Raw genomic sequence first — 21,511 nt, forward strand, 5'->3', positions numbered from 1 at the left:
CGATCCTCGACCGGGTCACCTGGCGGCTCGCGCCGGGGGAGCGGGTCGGCATCGTCGGGGTCAACGGAGCCGGCAAGTCGACGCTGCTGCGCGCGCTCACCGGTGAGATGCCGCTCGACGGCGGACGCCGCAAGCAAGGCAAGACCGTGTCGATCGCCCACCTGACTCAGGAGGTTCGCGAGCTCGAACGGTTCGAAGCCTGGCGCGTCATCGCGGCCATCGAGGACGTCAAACAGTGGACCACCCTGGGCGGCAAGGAGATCAGCGCCGGCCAGCTCGCCACCCGGCTGGGCTTCACGGGTGGGCGTCAGCAGACGCGGGTCGGTGACCTCAGCGGTGGCGAACGGCGCCGGCTGCAGCTGACCCGGCTGCTGTTGACCGAGCCCAACGTGCTCATCCTCGACGAGCCGACCAACGACCTCGACATCGAGACGCTCACCTCGCTGGAGGACGTCCTCGACGGATGGGCCGGGACGCTGCTCGTCGTGTCGCACGACCGCTACCTGCTCGAACGCGTCGCGGACCGCCAGGTCGCCCTCCTCGGCGACGGCGCGGTGCGCGAGCTGCCAGGAGGCGTCGACCAGTACCTCCAGCTGCTTGCCCAGGCAGGGGTGGCCTCTACAAGTGCATCGGGGGCCTCGTCTAGATCCGGTATGCCTGCAGCACAGTCGGTTTCGTCGCCGGCGTCGGCCAGGTCAGCTCAAGCCGGCTCGGCGGATGTCCGAGCAGTCCGCAAGGAGATGGCCCGGATCGAACGCCGCCTCGCCCGGCTCGCCGACGACGAGGCCAGGTTGCACGCGGACCTGGTGGCCCAGGCGTCGGATCACAAGGCGGTGCTGGCTCTGGACGCCCGGCTGCGCGCCCTCGTCGACGAGCGAGACGGGTTGGAGATGGAGTGGCTCAGCGGCGCCGAGCAGGTGGGCTGAGCGCTGGGTCACCTGCTGACCGCGGGATAGGTTTGACGTCATGGCAATGTCCCTGCACCACGTCCAGGTCTCGTGCCCGGCAGGCTCGGAGAACGCGCTGCGCGCGTTCTACGTCGGCGTGCTCGGGATGACCGAAGTGGCCAAGCCTCCCGCGTTGCTGGCCCGTGGCGGGGTCTGGTTCCGGGGCGGGGACATGGCCGGGGCGGCGGAGATCCACTGCGGTGTCGAGGAACCCTTCGCACCCGCCCGCAAGGCCCACCCGGGGGTGGCCGTGGACGATGTGGACGCGCTGGCCGCAGCGGTCTCGAGCGCCGGGGGGGACGTGCGCTGGGACGACCAGATCGTCGGGCTGCGGCGGTTCCACACCGAAGACCCGGTCGGCAACCGCCTCGAGTTCCAGCAGGCTTCCTGACCCGTCTGGGCTCGGTGGAGATGCCCACGCCAACCTCGCATCTGCACAAGTTGTGGCACGATCGACCGATGTCGAAGTGGACACCGCGCGGTCGACGTGCTCGTATGCATACCGCTCGTTATGCTGCCGGGTTGGCTCTGGCTACGGCACTCGCGGGCTGCATCGGTTCCTCCTCGCCACCTGGGGGGACCTCCACCGGGTCGGTCAGCCAGTCCTCCTCGGCCGGCTCCACCGGCGCGCTGCCGACCGCCGCAAGCCCGTCGTCAACGTCGAGTGGGCCTCCGACCAGTGCCATGGGACGACGGTGCGGACGGCCTGATGTCGAGGCGACCAACGAGACTGTCGACGGCCCGGATGGAGAAAGGCTGGCCTTGGCGTCCGTCGGGACTGGGGCCACCGTTGCGCTGCTGCTGCACCAGACCGACCGGATCGGGTCCTGCGGTTGGTGGCCTTATGCCAACTTGTTGGCGCAGAACGGAATTCGCGCGGTGATGCTGGACTTCTGCGCCTACGGCAAGTCCACCTGCGACACCTCCAGGCCGTGGGCAGGCGACTACGTCGACCAGGTGGTGCGGTCCGTCGCCCAGCTGCGCGCCGGTGGGGCGACGCGCGTGACGCTGGTCGGCGCGTCTATCGGTGGCACCGTGGCATCGCTCGCCGCTACCCCGGCCAAGGCCGACGCGGTCGCGAACGTCAGCGGCTTCGGGTTCGGCTCCATGATGACCGGGCCTTCGATCGCCGCGCTCACGGTGCCGGTCCTGGGGGTGGGATCGCACAGTGAGGAAAGCGACAGCGTGAACCTGCAGTCTCAGGTCGCTGGATCGGCGAGCCCGACGAAACGGTTCGTGTGGGAGGAGTCGGGCCATGGTTGGTCGCTCGTCTTCGACGGCCCGTTTGCCGACTCGCCGCCCAGCGCCGTCGGTCGCACCGTCATGGGCTGGGTCAAAGGCGACTACACGATCTGAACCGGCCTCCGGGTCGCTCAGGTGTCGAACCGCTCCAACAACGAGCGGAGCAGGCCCGCCAGGGTGTCTCGGTCGCGTGCGGGCAGCCCTGCCAGCAGGCCTCGTTCGCGATCGAGCAGCTCGGCGAGGGCGGCGTCGACGACGTCGCGTCCCTCACCGGTCAGGGCGACGATGACCCCGCGGCGGTCGTGCGGGTCGGAGCTGCGCGCGACGAAGCCGCGCGCTGCAAGGCGGTCGATCCGGTTGGTCATCGTGCCTGATGTGACGAGGGTCTGGGTGACCAGCCGGCCGGGCGAGAGCTGGTAGGGCTCCCCGGAGCGCCGCAGTGCCGAGAGCACCTCGAACTCCCAGAGCTCGAGACCTCGCTCCGCGAATGCGGTGCCGCGGGCCAGATCGAGCAGCCGGGCCAGGCGCGAGACGCGGGACAGCACCTCGAGGGGCGCGACATCGAGGTCGGGTCGCTCGCGCGCCCACGCCGCAACGATGCGGTCGACCTCGTCACCGGACGAGACGGAGGGGTCGCTCACCTTGCGAAGTCTACGCACCGTCAAGTATCTTGATATCAAGATACTTGCTGGACTCGAGGAGGGGCGATGACGTGGGACCCCCGGCAGTACGCGCTGTTCGGTTCCCATCGCGGCCGCCCCTTCGCTGACCTGCTCGCCCGGGTCGGCGCCGCCGATCCCGCCGTCGTCGTCGACCTAGGGTGCGGTGACGGCCCGCTCACGCTCGGGCTCACGACCCGGTGGCCAGGCGCTCGGGTGGTCGGCATCGACTCCTCACCCGAGATGCTCGAGGCCGCGCGTGGTCACGACGGGCAGAACCGGGTCGAGTGGGTTCAGGACTGCGCCGAGGACTGGGACCCGGCCTCGGTCGGGGCACCGGTCGACGTCCTCGTCACGAACGCCACCCTTCAATGGGTGCCTGGCCATCTCGACCTGATGACTATCTGGCTCGACGCCCTGGCGCCGGGCGGCTGGTTCGCTATGCAGGTGCCGACGAACTTCGACGCACCCTCGCACGCCTTGATGCGTGAGGTGGCGGCGCGGCATACCCGATCCGCCGACCTGCTCCCTCGGTTGATGCGTGCGGCCGACGTCGCCGACCCGGGCACCTACCTCCGGACGCTGGCGACGGCCGGTCTGGAGCCCGACGTCTGGGGCACCACCTATCAACATGTCCTGGACCCCATTGGGGCACAACGGTCTCCGGTGCTCGAGTGGGTCACGGGCACGGGCCTGCGACCGGTTCTCGACGTACTCACGGACCGGGCCGAGCGGCAGGCATTCCTCGACGACTACGTAGCCGAGCTCGACCGCGCGTACCCACGCGAGGCATACGGGGTGGTCCTCGGTTTCTCTCGGCTCTTCGTCATCGGGCACAAGCCGGGCTGAGTATGCCGCCGGCCGGCCTCGGTCAGCGGCGCTCGGAGAGGCGGGGCTTGGCCTCCAAGCCACTGAGCCCGTTCCAGGCGAGGTTGACCAGGTGGGCGGCCACGTCGGCCTTCTTGAACTTGCGGGAGTCGAGCCACCACTGCCCCGTGAGGGCGACCATGCCGACCAGCATCTGCGCATAGATGGGCGCGGTCTTGGGGTCGAGCTTGCGCGACTTGAACTCTGCGGCGAGCAGATGCTCGACCTGGGTCGCGACGTCGCTGATCAGGCTGGCGAAGTTGCCGGTCGACTGCCCTGCAGGAGAGTCTCGCACGAGGATCCGGAAGCCGTCGGTCGAACCCTCGACGTAGTCCAGCAGCGCGAGGGCGGCGGCCTCGAGCAGCCCGCGGGGGGTGGTCTCGGCGCGCAGCGCCTCGGTGATCCCGTCGAGGAGGGTGCGGATCTCGCGGTCGACGACCACGGCATACAGACCCTCCTTGCCGCCGAAGTGCTCGTAGACCACGGGTTTGGACACGTTGGCCTTGGCGGCGATCTCCTCGACCGAGGTGGCCTCGAAACCCTTGTCGGCGAACAGCTTCGCCCCCACCTCGAGGAGCTGCTCGCGCCGCTGTGGACCCGTCATCCGGGACCGTCCGCCGGAGCTGCTCTCGCGTGGGCTCATCCCCCATTGTGCCGCGCGCGGCGGGCGGTGCCGCGTCGGGCGGCTAGCGTGATGCTGGTGACGGTCCGGACACCTCGTGGGTATGCGTGGGTGGCGGCTGCCGCTGTCTCGCTGACGTTGGCCTGCTCCGGGTGCGGGACCCAGCTCGCCTCGACCGTGAACCCGCCTACCGTTGCCAGCTCCACCTCCCCGACCGTGGCCGTGACCGCACCACCCGCCGGGGAGACTCTGGCCGCTCCTCCGTTGTTCTCGGCCGCACCGGGCCCGGCCTCTGCGACGGCTGCGCCCCGAGTGACCATCACGCCCGTTGCTGGTTCGACCCCGAGTCGGTCGACACCCATGCCGGCTCCCTCGCCCCCTGCGTCGGCCGCGAAGCCGGCACCCGCTGCGGGACCGGTCGGACGATCCGACGCCGCCTCCACCGCCCCAGCCGCTGGCGCGCTACGGATGGTCCAGGCGCCGATCCCCTTTCCGGACAGCCGGAAGCAGGAGATGGCGGCGTACTCGTTGCGCCACTACGGCACCGCCAGCTGGCAGCTGACCCCGACGATGGTGGTGCTGCACTACACAGCCGGGGGTACGGCTGCCTCGACCCGCAACGTCTTCTCCGCTGACACCCCGAACGCTGGAGAGCTGCCCGGCACCTGCGCGCACTTCGTCGTAGACAAGGACGGGACGGTCTACCAGCTGGTGCCCACGACGGTCCGGTGCCGGCACACGATCGGTCTGAACGACCAGGCCATCGGCATCGAGATGGTCCAGGAGGCAGGGCCGTCGTCGTCCTGGGCAGACCAGCAGATTCTCGGTAGGCCGGCCCAGATCGGCGCGGCGCTGGCGCTCGTGCGACAGTTGCAGTCGACCTACGCGATCGCGACCGGCAACGTCGTCGGCCACGCGACCGCAAACTCGACCCCTCAGTTCCACGACCTCACCGGCGCCCGGAACGACCACACGGACTGGCTGCCTGCGGATCTGGCGGTGTTCAGGTCACGACTGTGACGTGACTGCCTGTGACGTGACTGCCTGTGACGTCACCATTCCGGCCACGTGGAGCAACCAGCGCGGATACATTGACCGGCGACGTTGTCGGGCAGCTAAGGGGGCGAACGGGTGCCTCGCATCATGACCATCTACGGCACCCGCCCGGAGGCGATCAAGATGGCGCCGTTGATCGGGGCCCTGCGTGAGCACCCCGACCTGCAGCCGACCGTCGCCGTCACGGGACAGCACCGGGAGATGCTCGACCAGGTCAACGATCTGTTCGGGATCGTCCCCGACCACGACCTGGACCTCATGTTGCACGGCGCGACGCTGCCGCAGCTGAGCGCCCGTGCGTTGCTCGCGACCAGCGAGCTGCTCGAGGAGACTCGTCCGGACGTCGTCGTCGTGCAAGGAGACACCTCGAGCGCGTTCGTCGCGGCTCTGGCGGCGTTCTACCAGCGCGTCCCCGTGGTCCACCTGGAGGCCGGGTTGCGCACCGGCGACATCTACTCGCCATTCCCCGAGGAGGTTAACCGCCGACTCACCGCCCCCATCGCCACGCTCCACCTCGCACCCACCCCGACCTCTCGACGCAACCTCGAGCGTGAGGGCGTCGACCCGGTGAGCATCACGGTGACCGGCAACACCGTCATCGACGCGCTGCGCACGGCGCTGCGAATGCCTATCGACTTCGAGGATGGCCGGGTGGGCGCGCTCGTCCTGTCGGGTGCGCCCTTCCTGCTGGTCACGAGCCATCGGCGGGAGTCGTGGGGTCAGCGGATGGAGGAGGCCATGGCGGCGCTGCGTGACGTGGCTCAGCGGCATCCCGAGCTGCAGATCGTGCTGCCGATGCATCGCAACGCGATCGTTCGCGAGGTCATCGAGGAGGTGTTCCACGGTGTTGCCCAGGTCATCCTGACCGACCCGCTCAGCTACCACGAGTTCGCGCATGCCCTGCAGGCGTGCCGCCTTGTGGTGACCGACTCCGGTGGAGTGCAGGAGGAGGCGCCGAGCCTCGGCAAACCGGTGCTGGTGATGCGGGATACGACGGAGCGGCCCGAAGCCGTCGTCGCCGGCACCGTCAAGCTGGTGGGGACGGACCGCGAAGTCGTGCGCGAGGAGACCCTGCGACTCCTGGAGGACGACGAGGCATACCAGGCGATGGCGAACGCGACCAACCCGTACGGAGACGGCCAGGCGGGCGTTCGAGGTGCGGCGGCGATCGGGCACCTCCTTGGGCTCGGTGAGCGACTCCCCGAGTTCGCCGGGGGCCTCTGAGCCCCGCCCTGGTCGCCATCGACCAACTAGCGCGACGGCTAGGCTGGGCAGTCGTTCGGCCACCGGCCGCGCATTCCCCGGTTGGTCTGCTGGCAGGGCCCGCCTGACTTTGAATCAGGATTAGCGACGATGGTTCGATTCCATCCCGGGGAGCCAACTCCACAGGTCAACGGCCCCTGATCCTCGATCGACGCCTGTCCGTGGGTCTCATCTGCTGAGGATCTTCTGAGGAGAGACTCGTTGGAGACCCGATCTGGTCGACCATCGACGTGAACAGGGACCCCAGCTCGCTCGCCCGATCGCGAACCACATGGGCATACACGCGGAGGGTGATCGCTGGGTCTGCATGACCCAGACGGGCGGCCACCACGTGCACCGGCACGCCCATACGGTTACCCGCGCAGCAGACGTCGCAAGAGCGAGGCTTGCCAGATGGGGGCGTATCAGGGGCCTGCTAAAGCGCTTCCCCCTCATCAGGCAGGAGGACCAACAGGTCGATGTGGACTCCCAAGAGGGTTCGGACGCGCAGGTAAGCCTCGCGCAGATGGGTCCCGTCGAGGCTGTCCGAGACGTCAGCGATGGTGACGTAGACCGGATGCGTCCCCGGTGGGATCGACGTAGTCAACGGGCTGTCCAGGGTGACGAACGGATCGAGCGCACCGAGGACCCCGCTGGGCGCGTGTAGTTCTCCCGGTTGCACGACAGCCAGGTCGCAGTCCCGAGAGTGTCGAAGACACGAACGCCAAGATGCCGTAGGTCGCAGTCACGATCATGAGGTGGGTGAGGTGCCGGGGTACCTGAGAGGCTGGGTTCGTGACGTCAGGTTCGGAGTCGTTGCTGGCGGCGAGGCAGATGTCGGCCGTCGACGTTGCTACGACCCTCGGGGAGGTCGGGTCTCGCGGTACGGATGGGGTGGAACGTGCGGCGTTGACAGCCGCCCTGCTGTCGAGCTTCACCCCGGCGGACGCCTCGCTGATCCGTGAGCTGACTCGCCGTGAGATCGTGGCGGTCCGCGATGCCGACTCCGGCTGCGGCGACGTGCTGCTCGCCTGTTGCTGGCTGCTGTTCATGCTCGGCCACCTCGAAGACGCAGCACTCGTTTGGAGCGCCAAGACCGTCAACTTCGATGCGCACTGCTATATCGACTCGGTCTTTCTCATCCCCCAGGGCGCGGAAGCGACGGCCGAGTTCGCCCGGTCCGAAGGCCTGTCAGATCTGGTCGACTGGGTTGGGGGCGAGTGGATGCGCGACACGAAAGACGCCGGGCAGATGTGGCGGTCCGGCTCGTTCTTCGCGCCCGTGCCCCCGGCTTCGGCGTCTGTGGCGGAACTGTCGACGTGGATTCGGCAATGATCCCGCCGCTGCGGCCGGTGCGCGCAGCATTCCGCGTTGTTCCGGACTCTGATGTCTGCGGCTTTTGACCCGATCCCGTCGCCACAACCCGTGAACATCAGAGTCCAGTGCGCGACCGGCCCGGTTCTGCCTGACTGACCGGCAGGTAGCATCACTACCGGCCCCGTGGCATACCGGGAGAGACTCCTCAGCGAGGCCATCCCCTGCCGCAGACCCCGGGAGACCCTGTCCGTGAGCACCCCCCGTCCGGCCGCCGTCATCGTCCTCGCCGCAGGTGAGGGCACCCGGATGAGGTCCCGGCTGAGCAAGGTCCTGCACACGATCGGGGGACGCAGCCTGATCGAGCACGCGGTCGCCGCAGCGCGTGGCACCCACCCCGACCATCTCGTGGTGGTCGTCCGGCACCAACGGGACGGCGTCGCGCAGCAGGTCACGGCGCTCGACCCGGACGTGCTCGTCGCGGACCAGGACGAGGTGCCCGGGACCGGCAGGGCGGTCGAGTGCGGGTTGCAGAAGCTGCCCGACGACCTCCAGGGCACCGTGCTTGTCACCTATGGGGACGTGCCGCTGCTCACCTCACAGACCCTCGCCGACCTCGTCGAGGCCCACACCGTCGGCGCGGCGGCCGTCAGCGTGGTCACGGCCCACCTGGCCGACCCCACCGGCTACGGCCGGGTGCTGCGCGACGCCGACGGCGCGGTGACGGCCATCGTCGAGCACAAGGACGCGACCGACGAGCAACGGCAGGTCGACGAGGTCAACTCCGGCCTGTATGCGTTCGACGTGGCGCTGCTGAGGAGCGCGCTGGCCGAGGTGGGCACCGACAACGTGCAGGGGGAGAAGTACCTCACCGACGTCGTGGCGATCGCCCGCGCTCGAGGGCTTTCGGTCCGGGCGCACCTCGTGGCGGACGTCTGGCAGACCGAGGGGGTCAACGACAAGGTCCAGCTGGCCCGGCTCGGAGGCGAGCTCAACCGACGGACCGTCGAGGCGGCCATGCTGGCCGGGGCGGTCGTCGTCGACCCGGCGACGACGTGGCTCGACTCGACCGTGTCGATCGGGGAGGACACGGTCATCCACCCTCACACCCAGATCCACGGCGCCAGCACCATCGGGACCGGCTGCACCATCGGCCCGGACACGACGCTCACCGATGTCGAGGTCGGTGACGGGGCCAGCGTGGTCCGCACTCAGGCGCTGCTTGTGGTCGTCGGGGCCGGCGCCAGCGTAGGTCCTTTCTCGTACCTACGGCCCGGTACCGAGCTCGGTGCACACGGCAAGATCGGCGGGTTCGTGGAGACCAAGAACGCGCAGATCGCGGCCGGTGCCAAGGTGCCCCACCTCACGTACGCCGGTGACGTCACTGTCGGCGAGGGCGCCAACATCGGGGCGGGCACGATCTTCGCGAACTACGACGGGGTGGACAAGCACCACTCCACGGTGGGCGCGCACACGTTCGTGGGAAGCAACTCGGTGATCGTCGCCCCCGTCGATATCGCCGAGAACGCTTACATAGCAGCTGGATCCGCGATCACTGAGAGTGTCAAGACCGGTGAGCTCGCGGTGGCCCGCGGGCGGCAGCGCAACGTCGAGGGGTGGGTCACCCGTCGACGGGCTGCCGATGCGGCGGATGCGGCTGATACGCCTGACTCAGCCGATGAGGGGAGGCCGTCATGACCGGCATCATCAAAGTCACCCAGAAGAACCTCATGGTCTTCTCTGGGCGGGCGCACCCCGAGCTGGCCGACCAGGTCGCTGAGGAGCTCGGGATCGACCTGGTGCCCACGAGCGCCTACGACTTCGCGAACGGCGAGATCTATGTGCGTTACGAGGAGTCCGTGCGCGGGTCCGACGCGTTCGTGATCCAGAGCCACACCGCGCCGATCAACGAGTGGATCATGGAGCACCTGATCATGGTGGACGCGCTCAAACGCGCGTCCGCCAAACAGATCACGGTGGTGCTGCCGTTCTATGGCTACGCCCGCCAGGACAAGAAGCACCGGGGCCGTGAGCCGATCTCGGCGCGCCTGATGGCCGACCTGTTCAAGACCGCCGGTGCCGACCGGCTGATGGCGGTCGACCTGCATACCGCCCAGATACAAGGCTTCTTCGACGGCCCGGTCGACCACCTCATGGCGATGCCCATCCTCGCCGAGTACGTCGAGCGGCACTACGGTCACCAGCAGCTTGCCGTCGTCTCGCCCGACGCCGGCCGTATCCGGGTGGCCGAGCAATGGTCCGAGCGGCTCGGTGGCGCCCCGCTGGCCTTCATCCACAAGACTCGCGATCTCAACCGTCCCAACGAGTCTGTGGCGAACCGTGTCGTCGGAGGTGTCGAAGGGCGGATCTGCGTCCTGGTCGACGACATGATCGATACCGCCGGGACGATCACCAAGGCCGCCGACGCATTGGTCGCCGCGGGGGCGGCTGGCGTGGTTATCGCTGCCACCCACGCGATCCTGTCCGGTCCGGCCGTCGATCGCCTGAAGAACTGCACGGCGGCGGAGGTTATCGTCACCGACACGCTGCCGATCGCTGCCGACCGCGAGTTCGACAAGCTGACGGTCCTGTCGATCGCACCGCTGATCAGCAGGGCCATCAAGGAGGTCTTCGAGGACGGCTCGGTCACCAGCCTCTTCGAGGGCCAGGCCTAGAAGAACCCGGCCGGCGTATGTGGGCCACAACCATGCGCCGAGGCGTCACTCATCGTGCGACAACCGCCGTTTCCGCCACGGTCGTCCGCCGAGGCGTCACCTCTCGTGGGAGGCGACCAGAACGGGAGCATGGCCGGTCTGGCGGGCGCGGTAGGCAGCGACGTTGGCCCGGTTGCCACATCCCCCGTCACAGAACCGGCGGGAGTGGTTCTTGGACAGGTCGACGAAGACGTCGTCGCAGTCGAGGGCGTCACACTCCTGGAGCCGGTCGAGCCCACCGGTGCGGATGACGTCGACCATGGCCATCCCCGCCTCGACGGCCATCCTCGTGGCGAGCGGCGCGTTAGCCGACGTCGCGTGCAGGTGGTACTCGTAGGAGCCGTGGCGCACCAGCTGGGGGAGTGCCTGGCCCTCTCGCAGAAGCAAGTTCACGGTCGTCACCGCGTCGTCCTCGCTCAGGAACCAGATCTCGCGCAACCGCGGCCGAAGCGCGCGAACCGCTTCCAGCTCGCCGGCGCGCCCCCGCCCCGCAGCCCGAACCCCCGTCCACGCCCACTGCTCGACGAACGCGTCCAGCTCGGTGGGCGTGGTCAGGCGGTCTACGTCGTCGTCTCCGGGCACCGATCCGGCCATCGTGTTGACCAGCGCCGCGGCACCTCGGAGTGCAGCATCCGTGTCATGGGCGAAATGCATGTTGACTCCTGACAGGCCTAGCAGCTAAAGTCATGAGCATAATCTATTTTGCTCATGACAACATGGACGAGGCAGGGAGACGACCGGTGACCAGCGTGGCTTCGAGCGAGACGCGTCCGCTCGCCACCTCCGTCTCGAGGCGGCGGCTCGACCTCGGCCTGGTTGCCGGCCTGGCGTCAGCTGCGGCGTTCGGCACCGCGGGCCCGGTGGCCAAGGCACTGCTCGGCTCAGGCTGGAGCCCCGCGGCGGTCACGTTGGCGCGCATCGGTGGGGCGGCGGCGATCCTGCTCATACCGGCCCTACTGGCCTGCCGCGGACGATGGCCGGCCGTGCGCGCCCACGCGCCACTGATCCTCGTCTTCGGCCTGCTGGCCGTCGCCGGGGCTCAGCTGTCCTACTTCAACGCCGTCCGCACCCTGCCAGTCGGCGTCGCCCTGCTCGTCGAGTACTCCGGGACGGTCTTGGTCGTTCTGTTCATCTGGGCAACCACACGACGTCGACCCGCCACGACGGTCATTTTCGGCGGGGTGGTCAGCATCCTCGGGCTCGCTCTCGTTCTCGACATCGCGGGTCAGTCCCGGCCCGACCTCACCGGGGTCGTCTACGCCCTGGGCGCTGCGGTCGGCCTGGCCGCCTACTTCCTCACCGCATCACGAGGTAAGGATGTCCTCCCCGCGACAGTCATCGCCGGTCTCGGCATGGTGGTCGCCGCGCTTGCGCTCGGCGTGCTCGGATGCGCCCGCATCCTGCCGATGTCCTTCTCCACCACTCCGGTCACCGTCGCGGGGACAATGACGCCCTGGTGGGCCGCAGTCGGCGAGCTGGTCCTTGTCGCGGCCGTCGCGGCATACCTGCTGGGCACGTTCGCCGCCCGCCGCCTCGGGCCGACGCTTGCGTCCTTCGTCGGACTGGCCGAGGTCCTGGCCGCGGTGTTGTTCGCGTGGCTCCTGCTGGGTGAGCTGCCCCGGCCGGTGCAGCTGCTCGGCGGGGTGCTCGTCGTCGCCGGAGTCGTCGCGGTCCGGCTGGGAGAGCGACCGGCTCGCTGATTTCCCGTATGCCCGCCACTCGCCTAAGATCGGGGAGTTGCCTCGGCGAGGGACGGAGCGTGGGCTGCGCAGCTGCGGCCCGGAGCCGTCCGTGATCGACAAGGTGGTCGTCCGGCGGACGTCCTCCCTTCTCGTTCCGCCCGCGCCGCGTCCCGCGTCGAGGCCCATCGCTTCGGCCGCCTGAAACGACGGCGGCCACCACGACGTCAGGAGAGCATCACCGTGTCCGAGATCAAGCTCGTCGCGCAGGCGCGCACCCAGTTCGGTAAGGGTGCGGCTCGCAAGATCCGCCGCGACCACAAGATTCCCGCCGTCCTCTACGGCCACGGCACCGAGCCCGTGCACATCACTCTCCCGGGCCACGACACGATGATGGCGCTCAAGACCGCCAACGCGCTGCTCGATATCGAGATCGACGGCACCAGCCAGCTGGCGCTCGCCAAGGACGTCCAGCGCGACCCGATCAAGCCGGTCATCGAGCACATCGACCTGGTCATCGTCCGTCGTGGCGAGAAGGTCACCGTCGACGTCCAGGTGCACACCGAGGGCCAGGCAGCGCCGGAGACCGTCGTGACAGTCGAGTCGCAGACCGTCGAGCTCGAGGTGCTCGCGACCGCGATCCCCGAACGCATCACGGTGTCCGTCGAAGGCCTGCGGGCCGGCACCCAGATCCTCGCGTCGCAGCTCGAGCTGCCCGAGGGCGCCGAGCTCGTCACCGAGGCCGAGTCGCTCGTCGTCAACGTCACCCAGCAGATCACCGCCGAGGCGCTCGACGCCGAGCTCGCCGAGGCCGAGGCCGAGGCCGGCATCGAGCACGAGGCCACTGACGCCGAAGAGGCCCAGGCGGCGGAGGCTGCGGCCGAGAGCGACGCGACCGGCGACCCGGCCGAGAAGGCCGCGGAGGCCTGAGGACCGTAGTCACCCTGATCAGCTGAGGGGCCCGTTCCGCGCCGGAACGGGCCTCTCGGCATACTTGACCGCCGTGCCATCCGACCAGCCGCCGACAGGAGCCTGGCTCGTCGTGGGCCTGGGTAACCCGGGCCCGGCCTATGTCGGCAACCGACACAACGTCGGCTCCCTGGTCGTTCGCGAGCTCGCCGACCGGCACGGGGCAGGCGCCTTCAAGGCCCATCGATCACGGGCCGCCGTCGCCGAGACCCGGCTGGGCTCCGGGGGGGCTGGGCTGCCCGCGCCCCGTGTGGTGCTCGCGGTGCCGACCACCTACATGAACGAGTCCGGCGGTCCCGTTGCCGGGCTGCTGCGGTACTTCTCCGTCGACCTCGAGCACCTCATCGTCGTCCACGACGAGCTCGACATCCCCGCCGGGGCGGTCCGGCTCAAGCGCGGTGGTGGCGAGGGCGGGCACAACGGACTCCGCTCTGTCTCGACGTCACTCGGCACGAAGGACTATCTCCGAGTGCGCGTCGGGATCGGTCGACCGCCGGGACGGATGGACCCAGCAGCCTTCGTGCTCAAGGATTTCGGACCGGCCGAGCGTAAGGAGCTGCCCTTTCTAGTCGGTGATGCCGCCGACGCGGTGGAGTCGTTGGTCGCCGAGGGACTCCTACCGAGCCAACAACGCTTCCACGCACCCTGACCTTGTAACAGCCTGAACGTCACCCGCCGATTTGCCTAGTCATTCCGGACTAGATGCGACCTTCGACGGACTACTTTCACCCAACTCCGTCACACCCGGAACTTGTCCTCGATACGTTCCACAGGAGCCGAGGGAGTGAACTCCTGGCGGCGAACGGGTGAATGGCTGGCAGCGGCGCCCCTGGGGGAATGGAAAGGGTCGGTCATGACTGATTATGTGGAAGCGCTCCGGCCACGCACGCAGTCCGTCGGGCTGACCGCGAAGGCCTCCACCGTCGTACGCCGAGGCTCCGGACGCACATCCCTCGTGGCCTACCGGCAGCGAGCAGTCTGTTGTGACCTGCTGGTCAGCGGCGGCATTGCGCTGCTGTTGTTCTTCTTCAAGTTCGGCGCGGGTCTCGGCCAGCGCTCCTGGTTGATCTACGTCGCGCCGGTCGCCTGGGTTGCCGCGATCGCCGCCGCTGGCGGCTACCGCCGGACCATCGTCGGCACCGGTCCCGACGAGTACCGAGCCATCGCGCGCGCGGCGCTGTCCGTCGCTTCGGCCTTCGCCCTGCTGAGCTTCACCTTCGAGATGTCTCTGCCACGGTCCGTCGTCCTGCCCTTCGTCCCCCTCGCCCTCTTGGCAAGCCTGGGGATGCACTCGGTCCTGCGCAAGAACCTCTACCGTCGCCGGCTCAACGGTCGGGCGTTGATGTCCACCGTCGTCGTCGGACGCTATGACTCGGTTGCCGAGATGATCCGGGAGATCACGGCCGAACCCGCCTCCGGCTTGCGCGTTGTGGCTGCCTGCGTCTCCGAACGCGGCGGCGCGCCGACGACCCGCACGACGATCGAGGGGATCCCCGTCCTGGGCTCACCGGAGACCGCGCTCGCCGCCGTCGACGTGCTCGGGGCCGAGGTGGTTGCGGTCTCGAGCAATCCCGACCTGTTCGGCCAGCCGTTGCGCCGGCTGGGCTGGGCGCTGGCCGAACGGGACGTCGACCTGTTGGTCGCCCCTGGGATCATCGAGGTCGCCGGACCGCGTCTGTCGCTGCGACCCGCCGCGGGACTGTCCATGCTGCACGTCGAGCGACCGATCGGTTCTGGAGGTCGCGTGCTGCTCAAGAGAGCGGCCGACACCCTGATGGCCCTCGTCATCACCCTTGTGCTCTCCCCGGTGCTGATTGTCATCGCCCTCGCCGTGAAGCTGGGCGACCGTGGCCCGGTGTTCTACAGGCAGGAGCGGGTCGGCGCCCAGTCCGAGCCGTTCGAGATGTTCAAGTTCCGCACGATGGTGGTCCACGCCGACCGGCTCGTCGACACGATGACGACCGGCCACGAGATCAACGACGTGCTGTTCAAGGACCGCCAGGACCCCCGGGTGACCCGTGTGGGTCGGATTCTCCGGCGCTTCTCGCTCGACGAGCTCCCGCAGCTGTTCAACGTCCTCATCGGAGAGATGGCCCTGGTGGGACCTCGACCTCCGTTGGCCCGTGAGGTCGTCCTCTACGAGTCGGACAGCATGCAACGGCTGCGGGTGCGACCGGGGATGACCGGTCTCTGGCAGATCTCCGGCCGCAGTGACCTGAGCTGGGACCAGTCCATCCGGCTCGACCTCTGGTATGTCGACAACTGGACTCCGCTGCTCGACCTCCAGATCTTGATGCGGACGTTCAAAGCCGTGGTTAGCGGCTCGGGGGCTTACTGAGATGAGTACGGACACCACGACCTCCTCCAGCTCGGACGGGGGGGACCTCGCCGATGACCATGCCCTCTGCCGAGCGCTCGCGGACTCCGCAGGCCAGGTCCTGCTCCGTCTGCGGGCCGAGCAGACCGCGCTGACGCCGGCGGAGCTCAAGGACGCCGGAGACCGAGCGTCGCAGCAGCATCTCGCCGCCGCCCTCGCGCTGCACCGTCCCGACGATGCCGTGCTCAGCGAGGAGGCCGCCGACAACAGCGGGCGCCTGCGGGCCAGGCGGGTCTGGATCATCGACCCGCTCGACGGCACCCGCGAGTTCTCCGAGGTCCCGCGGGAGGACTGGGCCGTGCACGTCGCCCTCTGGGAGGACGGCGACCTGGTGGCCGGTGCGGTCGCACGTCCTGCGATGGGCTCCACCCTCGCGACCGACAGACCGCCCTCGGCACCGGCCGACCACGACGGCCCGATCCGGCTCGCCGTGAGCCGGACCCGGCCGCCGGCGATGGTCACGACCATCGCGCAGCGCCTCGGTGCGGAGCTCGTTCCAATGGGCTCCGCCGGGGTGAAGGCGACCGCCGTTCTGGACGGGACCGTCGACGCATACCTGCATGCCGGTGGCCAGTACGAGTGGGACTCGGCCGCGCCCGTCGTCGTCGCCCGAGCGTCCGGATTGCACACCAGCCGGATCGACGGGTCACCATTGGTCTACAACCGGGAGAATCCGTACCTTCCGGACCTACTTGTCTGCCGCCCTTCCGTGGCCGCAACACTGCTCGACGCCGTTGCCGAGCTCTCACCGAATCCGACCACCAGCGAGGGGACCCGCTCGTGAACGACGTTCCACCCGACCAGCTCCCGGACTACCAGCTGAACCAGCTGAGCGTCCTCGAGGCCGAAGCGATCCATATCATCCGAGAGGTGGTCGCCGAGTTCGAGCGACCTGTCCTGCTCTTCTCTGGGGGCAAGGACTCGATCGTCATGCTGCGCCTCGCGCAGAAGGCGTTCTACCCGGCCCGCATCCCCTTCCCGGTGATGCACGTCGACACGGGGCACAACTTCGACGAGGTGCTGGCCTACCGGGACCAGCGCGTCGACGAGCTGAGCATCCAGCTGATCGTGGCGAGCGTCCAGGAGGCGATCGACAACGGCAGTGTCACCGCTCCGCCCGACGGCACCCGCAACCGCATCCAGACGCCGGTCCTGCTGGACGCCCTCGACAAGCACCGCTTTACCGCCATCTTCGGCGGGGCCCGACGCGACGAGGACAAGGCGCGCGCCAAGGAGCGCGTCTTCTCCTTTCGCGACGAGTTCGGACAATGGGACCCCAAGAACCAGCGGCCCGAGCTCTGGAACATCTACAACAGCCGGATCCACGTGGGCGACAGTATCCGCGTCTTCCCGCTGTCGAACTGGACCGAGCTGGACATCTGGGAGTACATCAAGCAGGAGAGCATCGAGCTGCCCTCCATCTACTACGCCCACGACCGCGAGGTCTTCGAGCGCGACGGCATGCTCTACGCCGTCCACGAGCACAAGCAGCCCGGGCCCAAGGACAAGGTGTTCACCGAGCGCGTTCGTTACCGCACCGTCGGCGACGCGAGCCTGACCGCTGCGGTCCGGTCGGACGCCGACACGGTCGAGAAGGTCATCGAGGAGGTTGCCTCCACCCGGGTGACCGAACGCGGCGCGACGCGCGGCGACGACAAGTTCAGCGAGGCCTCCATGGAGGACCGCAAACGAGAGGGCTACTTCTGATGGACATTCTCCGGTTCGCGACGGCAGGCTCCGTCGACGACGGCAAGAGCACCCTCATCGGGCGGCTGCTCTACGACACCAAGACCGTGTTCGAGGACCAGATCGACGCGGTCGAGCGGGTGAGCAAGGAGCGCGGCGAGGAGCGGGTCAACCTGGCGTTGCTGACCGACGGGTTGCGTGCCGAGCGCGAGCAGGGCATCACCATCGACGTGGCCTACCGCTATTTCGCGACGCCCAAACGCAAGTTCATCATCGCCGACACTCCCGGCCACATCCAGTACACCCGCAACATGGTAACGGGCGCCTCGACGGCAGATCTGGCTCTGATCCTCGTGGACGCGCGCAAGGGCATGGTCGAGCAGAGCCGGCGACACGCGTTCCTCGCGAGTCTGCTGCAGGTCCCTCACCTGGTGTTGTGTGTCAACAAGATGGACCTCGTCGACTACTCGCAAGAGGTCTACGAACGGATCCGTGAGGAGTTCTCGCAGTTCGCATCCAAGCTGCGAGTCGCCGACCTGACGGTCATCCCCGTCTCGGCGCTCGCCGGCGACAACGTGGTGACCCGGTCGGACAACATGCGGTGGTACGAGGGTCCCTCACTGCTGCACCACCTGGAGAACGTCCACGTGGCCAGCGACCGCAACCTCATCGACGTCCGGTTCCCGGTCCAGTACGTCATCCGTCCCCAGTCGGACGAATGGCACGACTACCGGGGGTACGCCGGACAGGTCGCCGGCGGCACCATGAAGAAGGGCGACGAGGTCGTCGTCCTGCCGTCGGGGTTCACGAGCCGCATCAGTGCGATCGAGACCGCGGACGGAGAGGTCGACGAGGCTTTTCCCCCGATGTCGGTCACGGTCCGCCTCGAGGACAACATCGATGTCTCACGCGGCGACATGATCTGCCGCCCGGCCAACCAGCCGACCGTCTCGCAGGACATCGACGCGATGATCTGCTGGATGGACGAGAGCGCGAAGCTGTCCGTCGGTGCCAAGTACGCCATCAAGCACACCACCAGGACGGCCCGCACCATCGTCAAGGGGCTCAGCTACCGGCTGGACGTCAACAGCCTGCACCGCGACGACACCGTTGCCGAGCTGGGACTGAACGACATCGGACGAGTCAAGCTGCGCACGACCGTGCCACTGCTGTGTGACGAATACACCCGCAACCGGTCCACCGGTGGCTTCATCCTCATCGACGAGGCGACCAACCGCACGGTTGCCGCGGGCATGATCTCGGAAGCGTCGTAGCCGTGAACGGAGCCGTCGTGGCTGGGGTGGTCAGCCTTGCTGTCGTCGTCCTCGGGTCCGTCGTCCTCGTGACCACCGCCCCCAGGTGGCCCGAGCCGCGACTGCTGCGGGCGGCCAAGGCCCGTTCAGGCGCGGCGGTCGATGCCGCCGTCCCACATGTGGGCCGGGCGTTCCTCGCGGCGACGGTGGCGCTCGCCTCGTTCTCGGTGACCCTGATCACCTGCTGGTTCCTCGGGAAGCTGGCTCACGCCCTGGAGCCGCGGGTCGACGTACCGATGTTCGCCTGGTTCCGGGAGCGTCAGCTCGACGGGACCTGGCACGCGCTGTGGTCGGAGCTGACGCTGATGGGCAACCGGGCGCAGACGCAGCGGATCGTGGTCGTCGGCGCGATCGTGCTCGCGGTCGCGTGGCGAAAGCGCGGCTTCTGGATCCCGCTCCTCGCCCTGCCGGCCGGCTACATGTTCGAGAAGTTCGGCCAGATGCTGCTGTCCAAGAGCGTGAACAGGGGACACCCGCCGACGACCCTGGGGACCTGGGTCTCCGGTGGGTGCGCCCGGTTGATCATCGTCTACGGGCTGGTGATCTTTCTCGTCCTCGCCTGGCTGGGAGTGCGTCGGCGGTGGTGGGTCGCCGGCTGGTGCCTACTGGGCCTACTCGCCGCGACCGAGGCATACAGCCGCACCTACCTGCTCAAGCACTGGTTCACCGACGTCGTCGGAGGAGTCATCTACGGCACCATGCTGCTCCTGTTCATGATCGCGGCCGTCAAGGTTCTCGACCGCGCCGTGATCGCCCGGAGAGCCGCTGGCAACAATCCGGACGAGCTCGGCGCCGAGGACCTGCCTCAGTCTCACGTCACAATTCATTGACGCACTTGTTAAAGAGTTGGTGCAATCCGCTTTCAGGTTGCTCGGCCGGATGACAACATTCGCTCACTAACCAGCGGCGTTTCTGGGGCGCCGTGGTGTCGTGAGATGAGGACAAGATGAAGGTAACTCGTCGAGGGCCCGTGGCCGCCACCGCTCTCCTCCTGCTCGGCGCGGTGAGCTTCGGCCCCGCCGCCGCCTCCGCCATTGCGTCCGACGCGCAGAACGGCATCGTCACCGACGTCGCGTCGACCGCAACACCACGCGTGATCGGGGGCCAGTGCTATGGCGGTCTGGCCAACGGCACTCTGTGCCGCAAGATCAGCAGCATGGTCAAGATCGGCAACTGGATCTACGCCGGCGGGATCATCGACGTCGTCGGTGATAACAACGGTGGCAACGAGCGGTCGGGCTTCTCCAACCTCATGCGGTTCGACGCCACCACCAAGGCGCTCGACCCGACCTTCAAGCCGCAGCTCTACCGCACTGCCGGCACGGTCTCGGACGGCGCTGTCGACGGCCTGGCCGCTTCGACGGACGGTTCCACCTTGTATGTCGGGGGTGAGTTCTCGACGGCCAGCTCCGGCCCGGGTGCGCCTGGCGTAGTGCGCAAGGGTGTCGCCGCGTTCACTGCGGCAACGGGGGCGCTGAAGACCACGTTCACGCCCACGGTGTGCTCCGGCGGCGGTCCGTGCAACGTCTATGACCTGCGGGTCATCGGCTCCTCCTTGTGGGTCGGCGGAGACTTCACCAAGATCGCGGGCCAGAGCCGCGGCGCACTGGCCAGCCTGGATCCGGTATCCGGCGCGCTGACCTCGGCCGTCACTATCCCGTTCAGTGGACGAGCGGTCCCGACGACCGCCACCAAGATCATCAAGATCAAGGCCAACCCCGCCGGCACGAAGGCCGTCATCCTGGGCAACTTCACGGTGGCAGGCGGGCAGACGCGTGAGGAGGTGGCCATGCTGAACGTCGACGCGGCGTCCGGTGCGGCCACGTCGGTCGCGAGCTGGTACTCGCCGACGGCGTTCCACCAGGCCGTCGTCTCGTGCAGCACCAAGCACTACTGGCCGCGCGACATCGACTGGTCACCGACCGGCGACACCTTCGTGATCGTCGGGACCGGTGGCGGTCACGCGCACCCCTACCCGGCGCCATGTGACGCCTTTACGAAGTGGGCCGACAACAACAGCTCAACCGCCGTGCCGGTTCTCTACAACCACACGAACATCGACACCATCGGGTCGGTGTGCAACATCGGCGCGTACTCCTATGTGGGTGGGCACTTCAAGAACCTCAACCAGGAAGTGCGCCGCAATGGCGTCAAGATCACGCCTCCCGCTGGCACGGCCAACGAGGTGCACTACGGCTTCGGGGTCATCGACAACTCCAGCGGGCTCGCAGTGAGCAACTGGAACCACTCCGACCAGACCGGGCGAGGCGAGGGCTGGCTCGCCGTCCTCTGCGTCCCGGGTTCGGCGGCCACCGGTGGTGGCGTCTACTACGGCGGCGACTCCATCGGCGTGAACGGCAACCCGCAGGTTCAGCGGCTGGCGTACTTCGCAGCCCGGAGCTGACAGACGGGTACACCGCCTCGAGATCGACCGACGGGCGTCGGGTTCGGCTTCGGCCGTCCCGATGCTTCGTTGTGCAGTTGGGCCACAACTCACCGTCGTCCCCGTTCGCGACCCTGCTCAGCTGAGTGAGACGCTCGACCAGGTCACCAGCCAGGAGCAAAGACGACCAGCTGGGCCAGATCGTGTAGCTCGTCGTGTCCATCGACCGGCAGGTCACTGTGGGAGTTGGTGAAGCCCCGAAGAATGGTGGGTCAGGTAGGCGAGTCTGAAGTCCGGTCTGGAACTGAGGAGCTCCTCCAGACCCGGCAGCCTTCCATCGGCGATCGACCGGGCTGACCCGCCGAGAGCCCAGAGACCGACCCCGACTCGGCTTCGTGCTCCAGAGCCGGTGGTCAAGGCCACCGCGCCCTGGTCAGCGCA

The 21,511-nt window shown here is 68.3% G+C and carries 24 protein-coding genes and 1 tRNA gene; 19 read left to right on the top strand and 6 right to left on the bottom strand.

What is annotated here, in order from left to right; genetic code table 11:
• Together ABI385_RS17735 and ABI385_RS17740 are read left to right on the top strand one after the other, a co-directional pair.
• Positions 1-926, top strand: a 926-nt coding sequence (locus ABI385_RS17735; RefSeq protein WP_348105090.1) for an ATP-binding cassette domain-containing protein, incomplete at its 5' end; no start/stop codon positions are given.
• Positions 927-966: 40 nt separating this feature from the next.
• On the top strand, positions 967-1,338 hold the full coding sequence (locus ABI385_RS17740; protein WP_348105091.1) for a VOC family protein: 372 nt from the start codon (positions 967-969) through the stop codon (positions 1,336-1,338).
• A gap of 118 nt (positions 1,339-1,456) precedes the next feature.
• Here ABI385_RS17740 and ABI385_RS17745 read toward each other — a convergent pair whose 3' ends face one another.
• The gene (locus ABI385_RS17745; RefSeq protein WP_348105092.1) at positions 1,457-1,633 is read right to left on the bottom strand and encodes a hypothetical protein; all 177 of its coding nucleotides are present in this window, start codon (positions 1,631-1,633) and stop codon (positions 1,457-1,459) included.
• Between the two features lie 76 nt (positions 1,634-1,709).
• On the opposite strand from ABI385_RS17745, the gene ABI385_RS17750 reads away from it, so the two are divergent.
• Entirely contained in the window at positions 1,710-2,303 is a 594-nt protein-coding gene (locus ABI385_RS17750; RefSeq protein WP_348105093.1) for an alpha/beta fold hydrolase, read from the top strand.
• A gap of 17 nt (positions 2,304-2,320) precedes the next feature.
• On the opposite strand, the gene ABI385_RS17755 is transcribed toward ABI385_RS17750, so the two are convergent.
• Positions 2,321-2,830: a MarR family transcriptional regulator gene (locus ABI385_RS17755; protein WP_348105094.1), complete on the bottom strand. Its 510-nt coding sequence runs from the start codon at positions 2,828-2,830 to the stop codon at positions 2,321-2,323.
• Positions 2,831-2,896: 66 nt separating this feature from the next.
• On the opposite strand from ABI385_RS17755, the gene ABI385_RS17760 reads away from it, so the two are divergent.
• On the top strand, positions 2,897-3,697 hold the full coding sequence (locus ABI385_RS17760; RefSeq protein ID WP_348105095.1) for a methyltransferase domain-containing protein: 801 nt from the start codon (positions 2,897-2,899) through the stop codon (positions 3,695-3,697).
• Positions 3,698-3,719: 22 nt separating this feature from the next.
• On the opposite strand, the gene ABI385_RS17765 is transcribed toward ABI385_RS17760, so the two are convergent.
• Positions 3,720-4,319 (bottom strand): TetR/AcrR family transcriptional regulator, encoded by a 600-nt coding sequence (locus ABI385_RS17765; RefSeq protein ID WP_348105123.1) that lies wholly within the window; start codon positions 4,317-4,319, stop codon positions 3,720-3,722.
• 35 nt (positions 4,320-4,354) lie between these two features.
• Entirely contained in the window at positions 4,355-4,699 is a 345-nt protein-coding gene (locus ABI385_RS17770) for a hypothetical protein (protein WP_348105096.1), read from the bottom strand.
• Between ABI385_RS17770 and ABI385_RS17775 the strand changes: the two genes are divergently transcribed.
• From ABI385_RS17775 to ABI385_RS17785, 3 genes are all read left to right on the top strand, one after another.
• Positions 4,698-5,357 (top strand): peptidoglycan recognition family protein, encoded by a 660-nt coding sequence (locus ABI385_RS17775; protein ID WP_348105097.1) that lies wholly within the window; start codon positions 4,698-4,700, stop codon positions 5,355-5,357. The two genes, ABI385_RS17770 and ABI385_RS17775, sit on opposite strands and share 2 nt — an antisense overlap.
• Before the next feature lie 123 nt (positions 5,358-5,480).
• Positions 5,481-6,617, top strand: a complete 1,137-nt coding sequence (gene wecB / locus ABI385_RS17780) for a non-hydrolyzing UDP-N-acetylglucosamine 2-epimerase (protein WP_348105098.1) — start codon at positions 5,481-5,483, stop codon at positions 6,615-6,617.
• A 74-nt stretch (positions 6,618-6,691) separates the two neighbouring features.
• Positions 6,692-6,773: transfer RNA gene (locus tag ABI385_RS17785), tRNA-Gln, on the top strand.
• A gap of 298 nt (positions 6,774-7,071) precedes the next feature.
• Here ABI385_RS17785 and ABI385_RS17790 read toward each other — a convergent pair.
• Entirely contained in the window at positions 7,072-7,317 is a 246-nt protein-coding gene (locus ABI385_RS17790; RefSeq protein WP_348105099.1) for a hypothetical protein, read from the bottom strand.
• A 113-nt stretch (positions 7,318-7,430) separates the two neighbouring features.
• On the opposite strand from ABI385_RS17790, the gene ABI385_RS17795 reads away from it, so the two are divergent.
• The 3 genes from ABI385_RS17795 to ABI385_RS17805 all read left to right on the top strand — a co-directional run bounded on the left by ABI385_RS17795 (position 7,431) and on the right by ABI385_RS17805 (position 10,624).
• On the top strand, positions 7,431-7,970 hold the full coding sequence (locus ABI385_RS17795; RefSeq protein WP_348105100.1) for a hypothetical protein: 540 nt from the start codon (positions 7,431-7,433) through the stop codon (positions 7,968-7,970).
• Between the two features lie 231 nt (positions 7,971-8,201).
• On the top strand, positions 8,202-9,647 hold the full coding sequence (gene glmU / locus ABI385_RS17800; protein WP_348105101.1) for a bifunctional UDP-N-acetylglucosamine diphosphorylase/glucosamine-1-phosphate N-acetyltransferase GlmU: 1,446 nt from the start codon (positions 8,202-8,204) through the stop codon (positions 9,645-9,647).
• Positions 9,644-10,624 (top strand): ribose-phosphate diphosphokinase, encoded by a 981-nt coding sequence (locus ABI385_RS17805; protein WP_348105102.1) that lies wholly within the window; start codon positions 9,644-9,646, stop codon positions 10,622-10,624. The genes glmU and ABI385_RS17805 overlap by 4 nt, the downstream gene beginning before the upstream one ends.
• Positions 10,625-10,720: 96 nt before the next feature.
• Here ABI385_RS17805 and ABI385_RS17810 read toward each other — a convergent pair whose 3' ends face one another.
• Positions 10,721-11,317, bottom strand: coding sequence for a CGNR zinc finger domain-containing protein (locus ABI385_RS17810; protein WP_348105103.1), 597 nt, complete (start codon positions 11,315-11,317; stop codon positions 10,721-10,723).
• A gap of 86 nt (positions 11,318-11,403) precedes the next feature.
• Between ABI385_RS17810 and ABI385_RS17815 the strand changes: the two genes are divergently transcribed.
• The 9 genes from ABI385_RS17815 to ABI385_RS17855 all read left to right on the top strand — a co-directional run bounded on the left by ABI385_RS17815 (position 11,404) and on the right by ABI385_RS17855 (position 21,091).
• The gene (locus ABI385_RS17815) at positions 11,404-12,363 is read left to right on the top strand and encodes a DMT family transporter (RefSeq protein WP_348105104.1); all 960 of its coding nucleotides are present in this window, start codon (positions 11,404-11,406) and stop codon (positions 12,361-12,363) included.
• 216 nt (positions 12,364-12,579) lie between these two features.
• Positions 12,580-13,272, top strand: a complete 693-nt coding sequence (locus tag ABI385_RS17820; RefSeq protein ID WP_407068299.1) for a 50S ribosomal protein L25/general stress protein Ctc — start codon at positions 12,580-12,582, stop codon at positions 13,270-13,272.
• A 73-nt stretch (positions 13,273-13,345) separates the two neighbouring features.
• Positions 13,346-13,960 (top strand): aminoacyl-tRNA hydrolase, encoded by a 615-nt coding sequence (pth, locus tag ABI385_RS17825; protein ID WP_348105106.1) that lies wholly within the window; start codon positions 13,346-13,348, stop codon positions 13,958-13,960.
• 204 nt (positions 13,961-14,164) lie between these two features.
• Positions 14,165-15,649, top strand: a complete 1,485-nt coding sequence (locus ABI385_RS17830; protein ID WP_348105107.1) for a sugar transferase — start codon at positions 14,165-14,167, stop codon at positions 15,647-15,649.
• Position 15,650: 1 nt separating this feature from the next.
• On the top strand, positions 15,651-16,472 hold the full coding sequence (locus ABI385_RS17835) for a 3'(2'),5'-bisphosphate nucleotidase CysQ (protein WP_348105108.1): 822 nt from the start codon (positions 15,651-15,653) through the stop codon (positions 16,470-16,472).
• On the top strand, positions 16,469-17,395 hold the full coding sequence (cysD, locus tag ABI385_RS17840) for a sulfate adenylyltransferase subunit CysD (RefSeq protein WP_348105109.1): 927 nt from the start codon (positions 16,469-16,471) through the stop codon (positions 17,393-17,395). The genes ABI385_RS17835 and cysD overlap by 4 nt, the downstream gene beginning before the upstream one ends.
• Positions 17,395-18,648, top strand: coding sequence for a sulfate adenylyltransferase subunit CysN (gene cysN, locus ABI385_RS17845; protein ID WP_348105110.1), 1,254 nt, complete (start codon positions 17,395-17,397; stop codon positions 18,646-18,648). Before cysD ends, cysN begins: the two co-directional genes overlap by 1 nt.
• Before the next feature lie 2 nt (positions 18,649-18,650).
• Positions 18,651-19,517, top strand: a complete 867-nt coding sequence (locus ABI385_RS17850) for a phosphatase PAP2 family protein (RefSeq protein ID WP_348105111.1) — start codon at positions 18,651-18,653, stop codon at positions 19,515-19,517.
• Between the two features lie 140 nt (positions 19,518-19,657).
• On the top strand, positions 19,658-21,091 hold the full coding sequence (locus ABI385_RS17855; protein WP_348105112.1) for a hypothetical protein: 1,434 nt from the start codon (positions 19,658-19,660) through the stop codon (positions 21,089-21,091).
• The last annotated feature ends 420 nt before the right edge of the window (positions 21,092-21,511 follow it).

Source organism: Lapillicoccus sp., assembly GCF_039935575.1.
GTDB lineage: Bacteria > Actinomycetota > Actinomycetes > Actinomycetales > Dermatophilaceae > Lapillicoccus.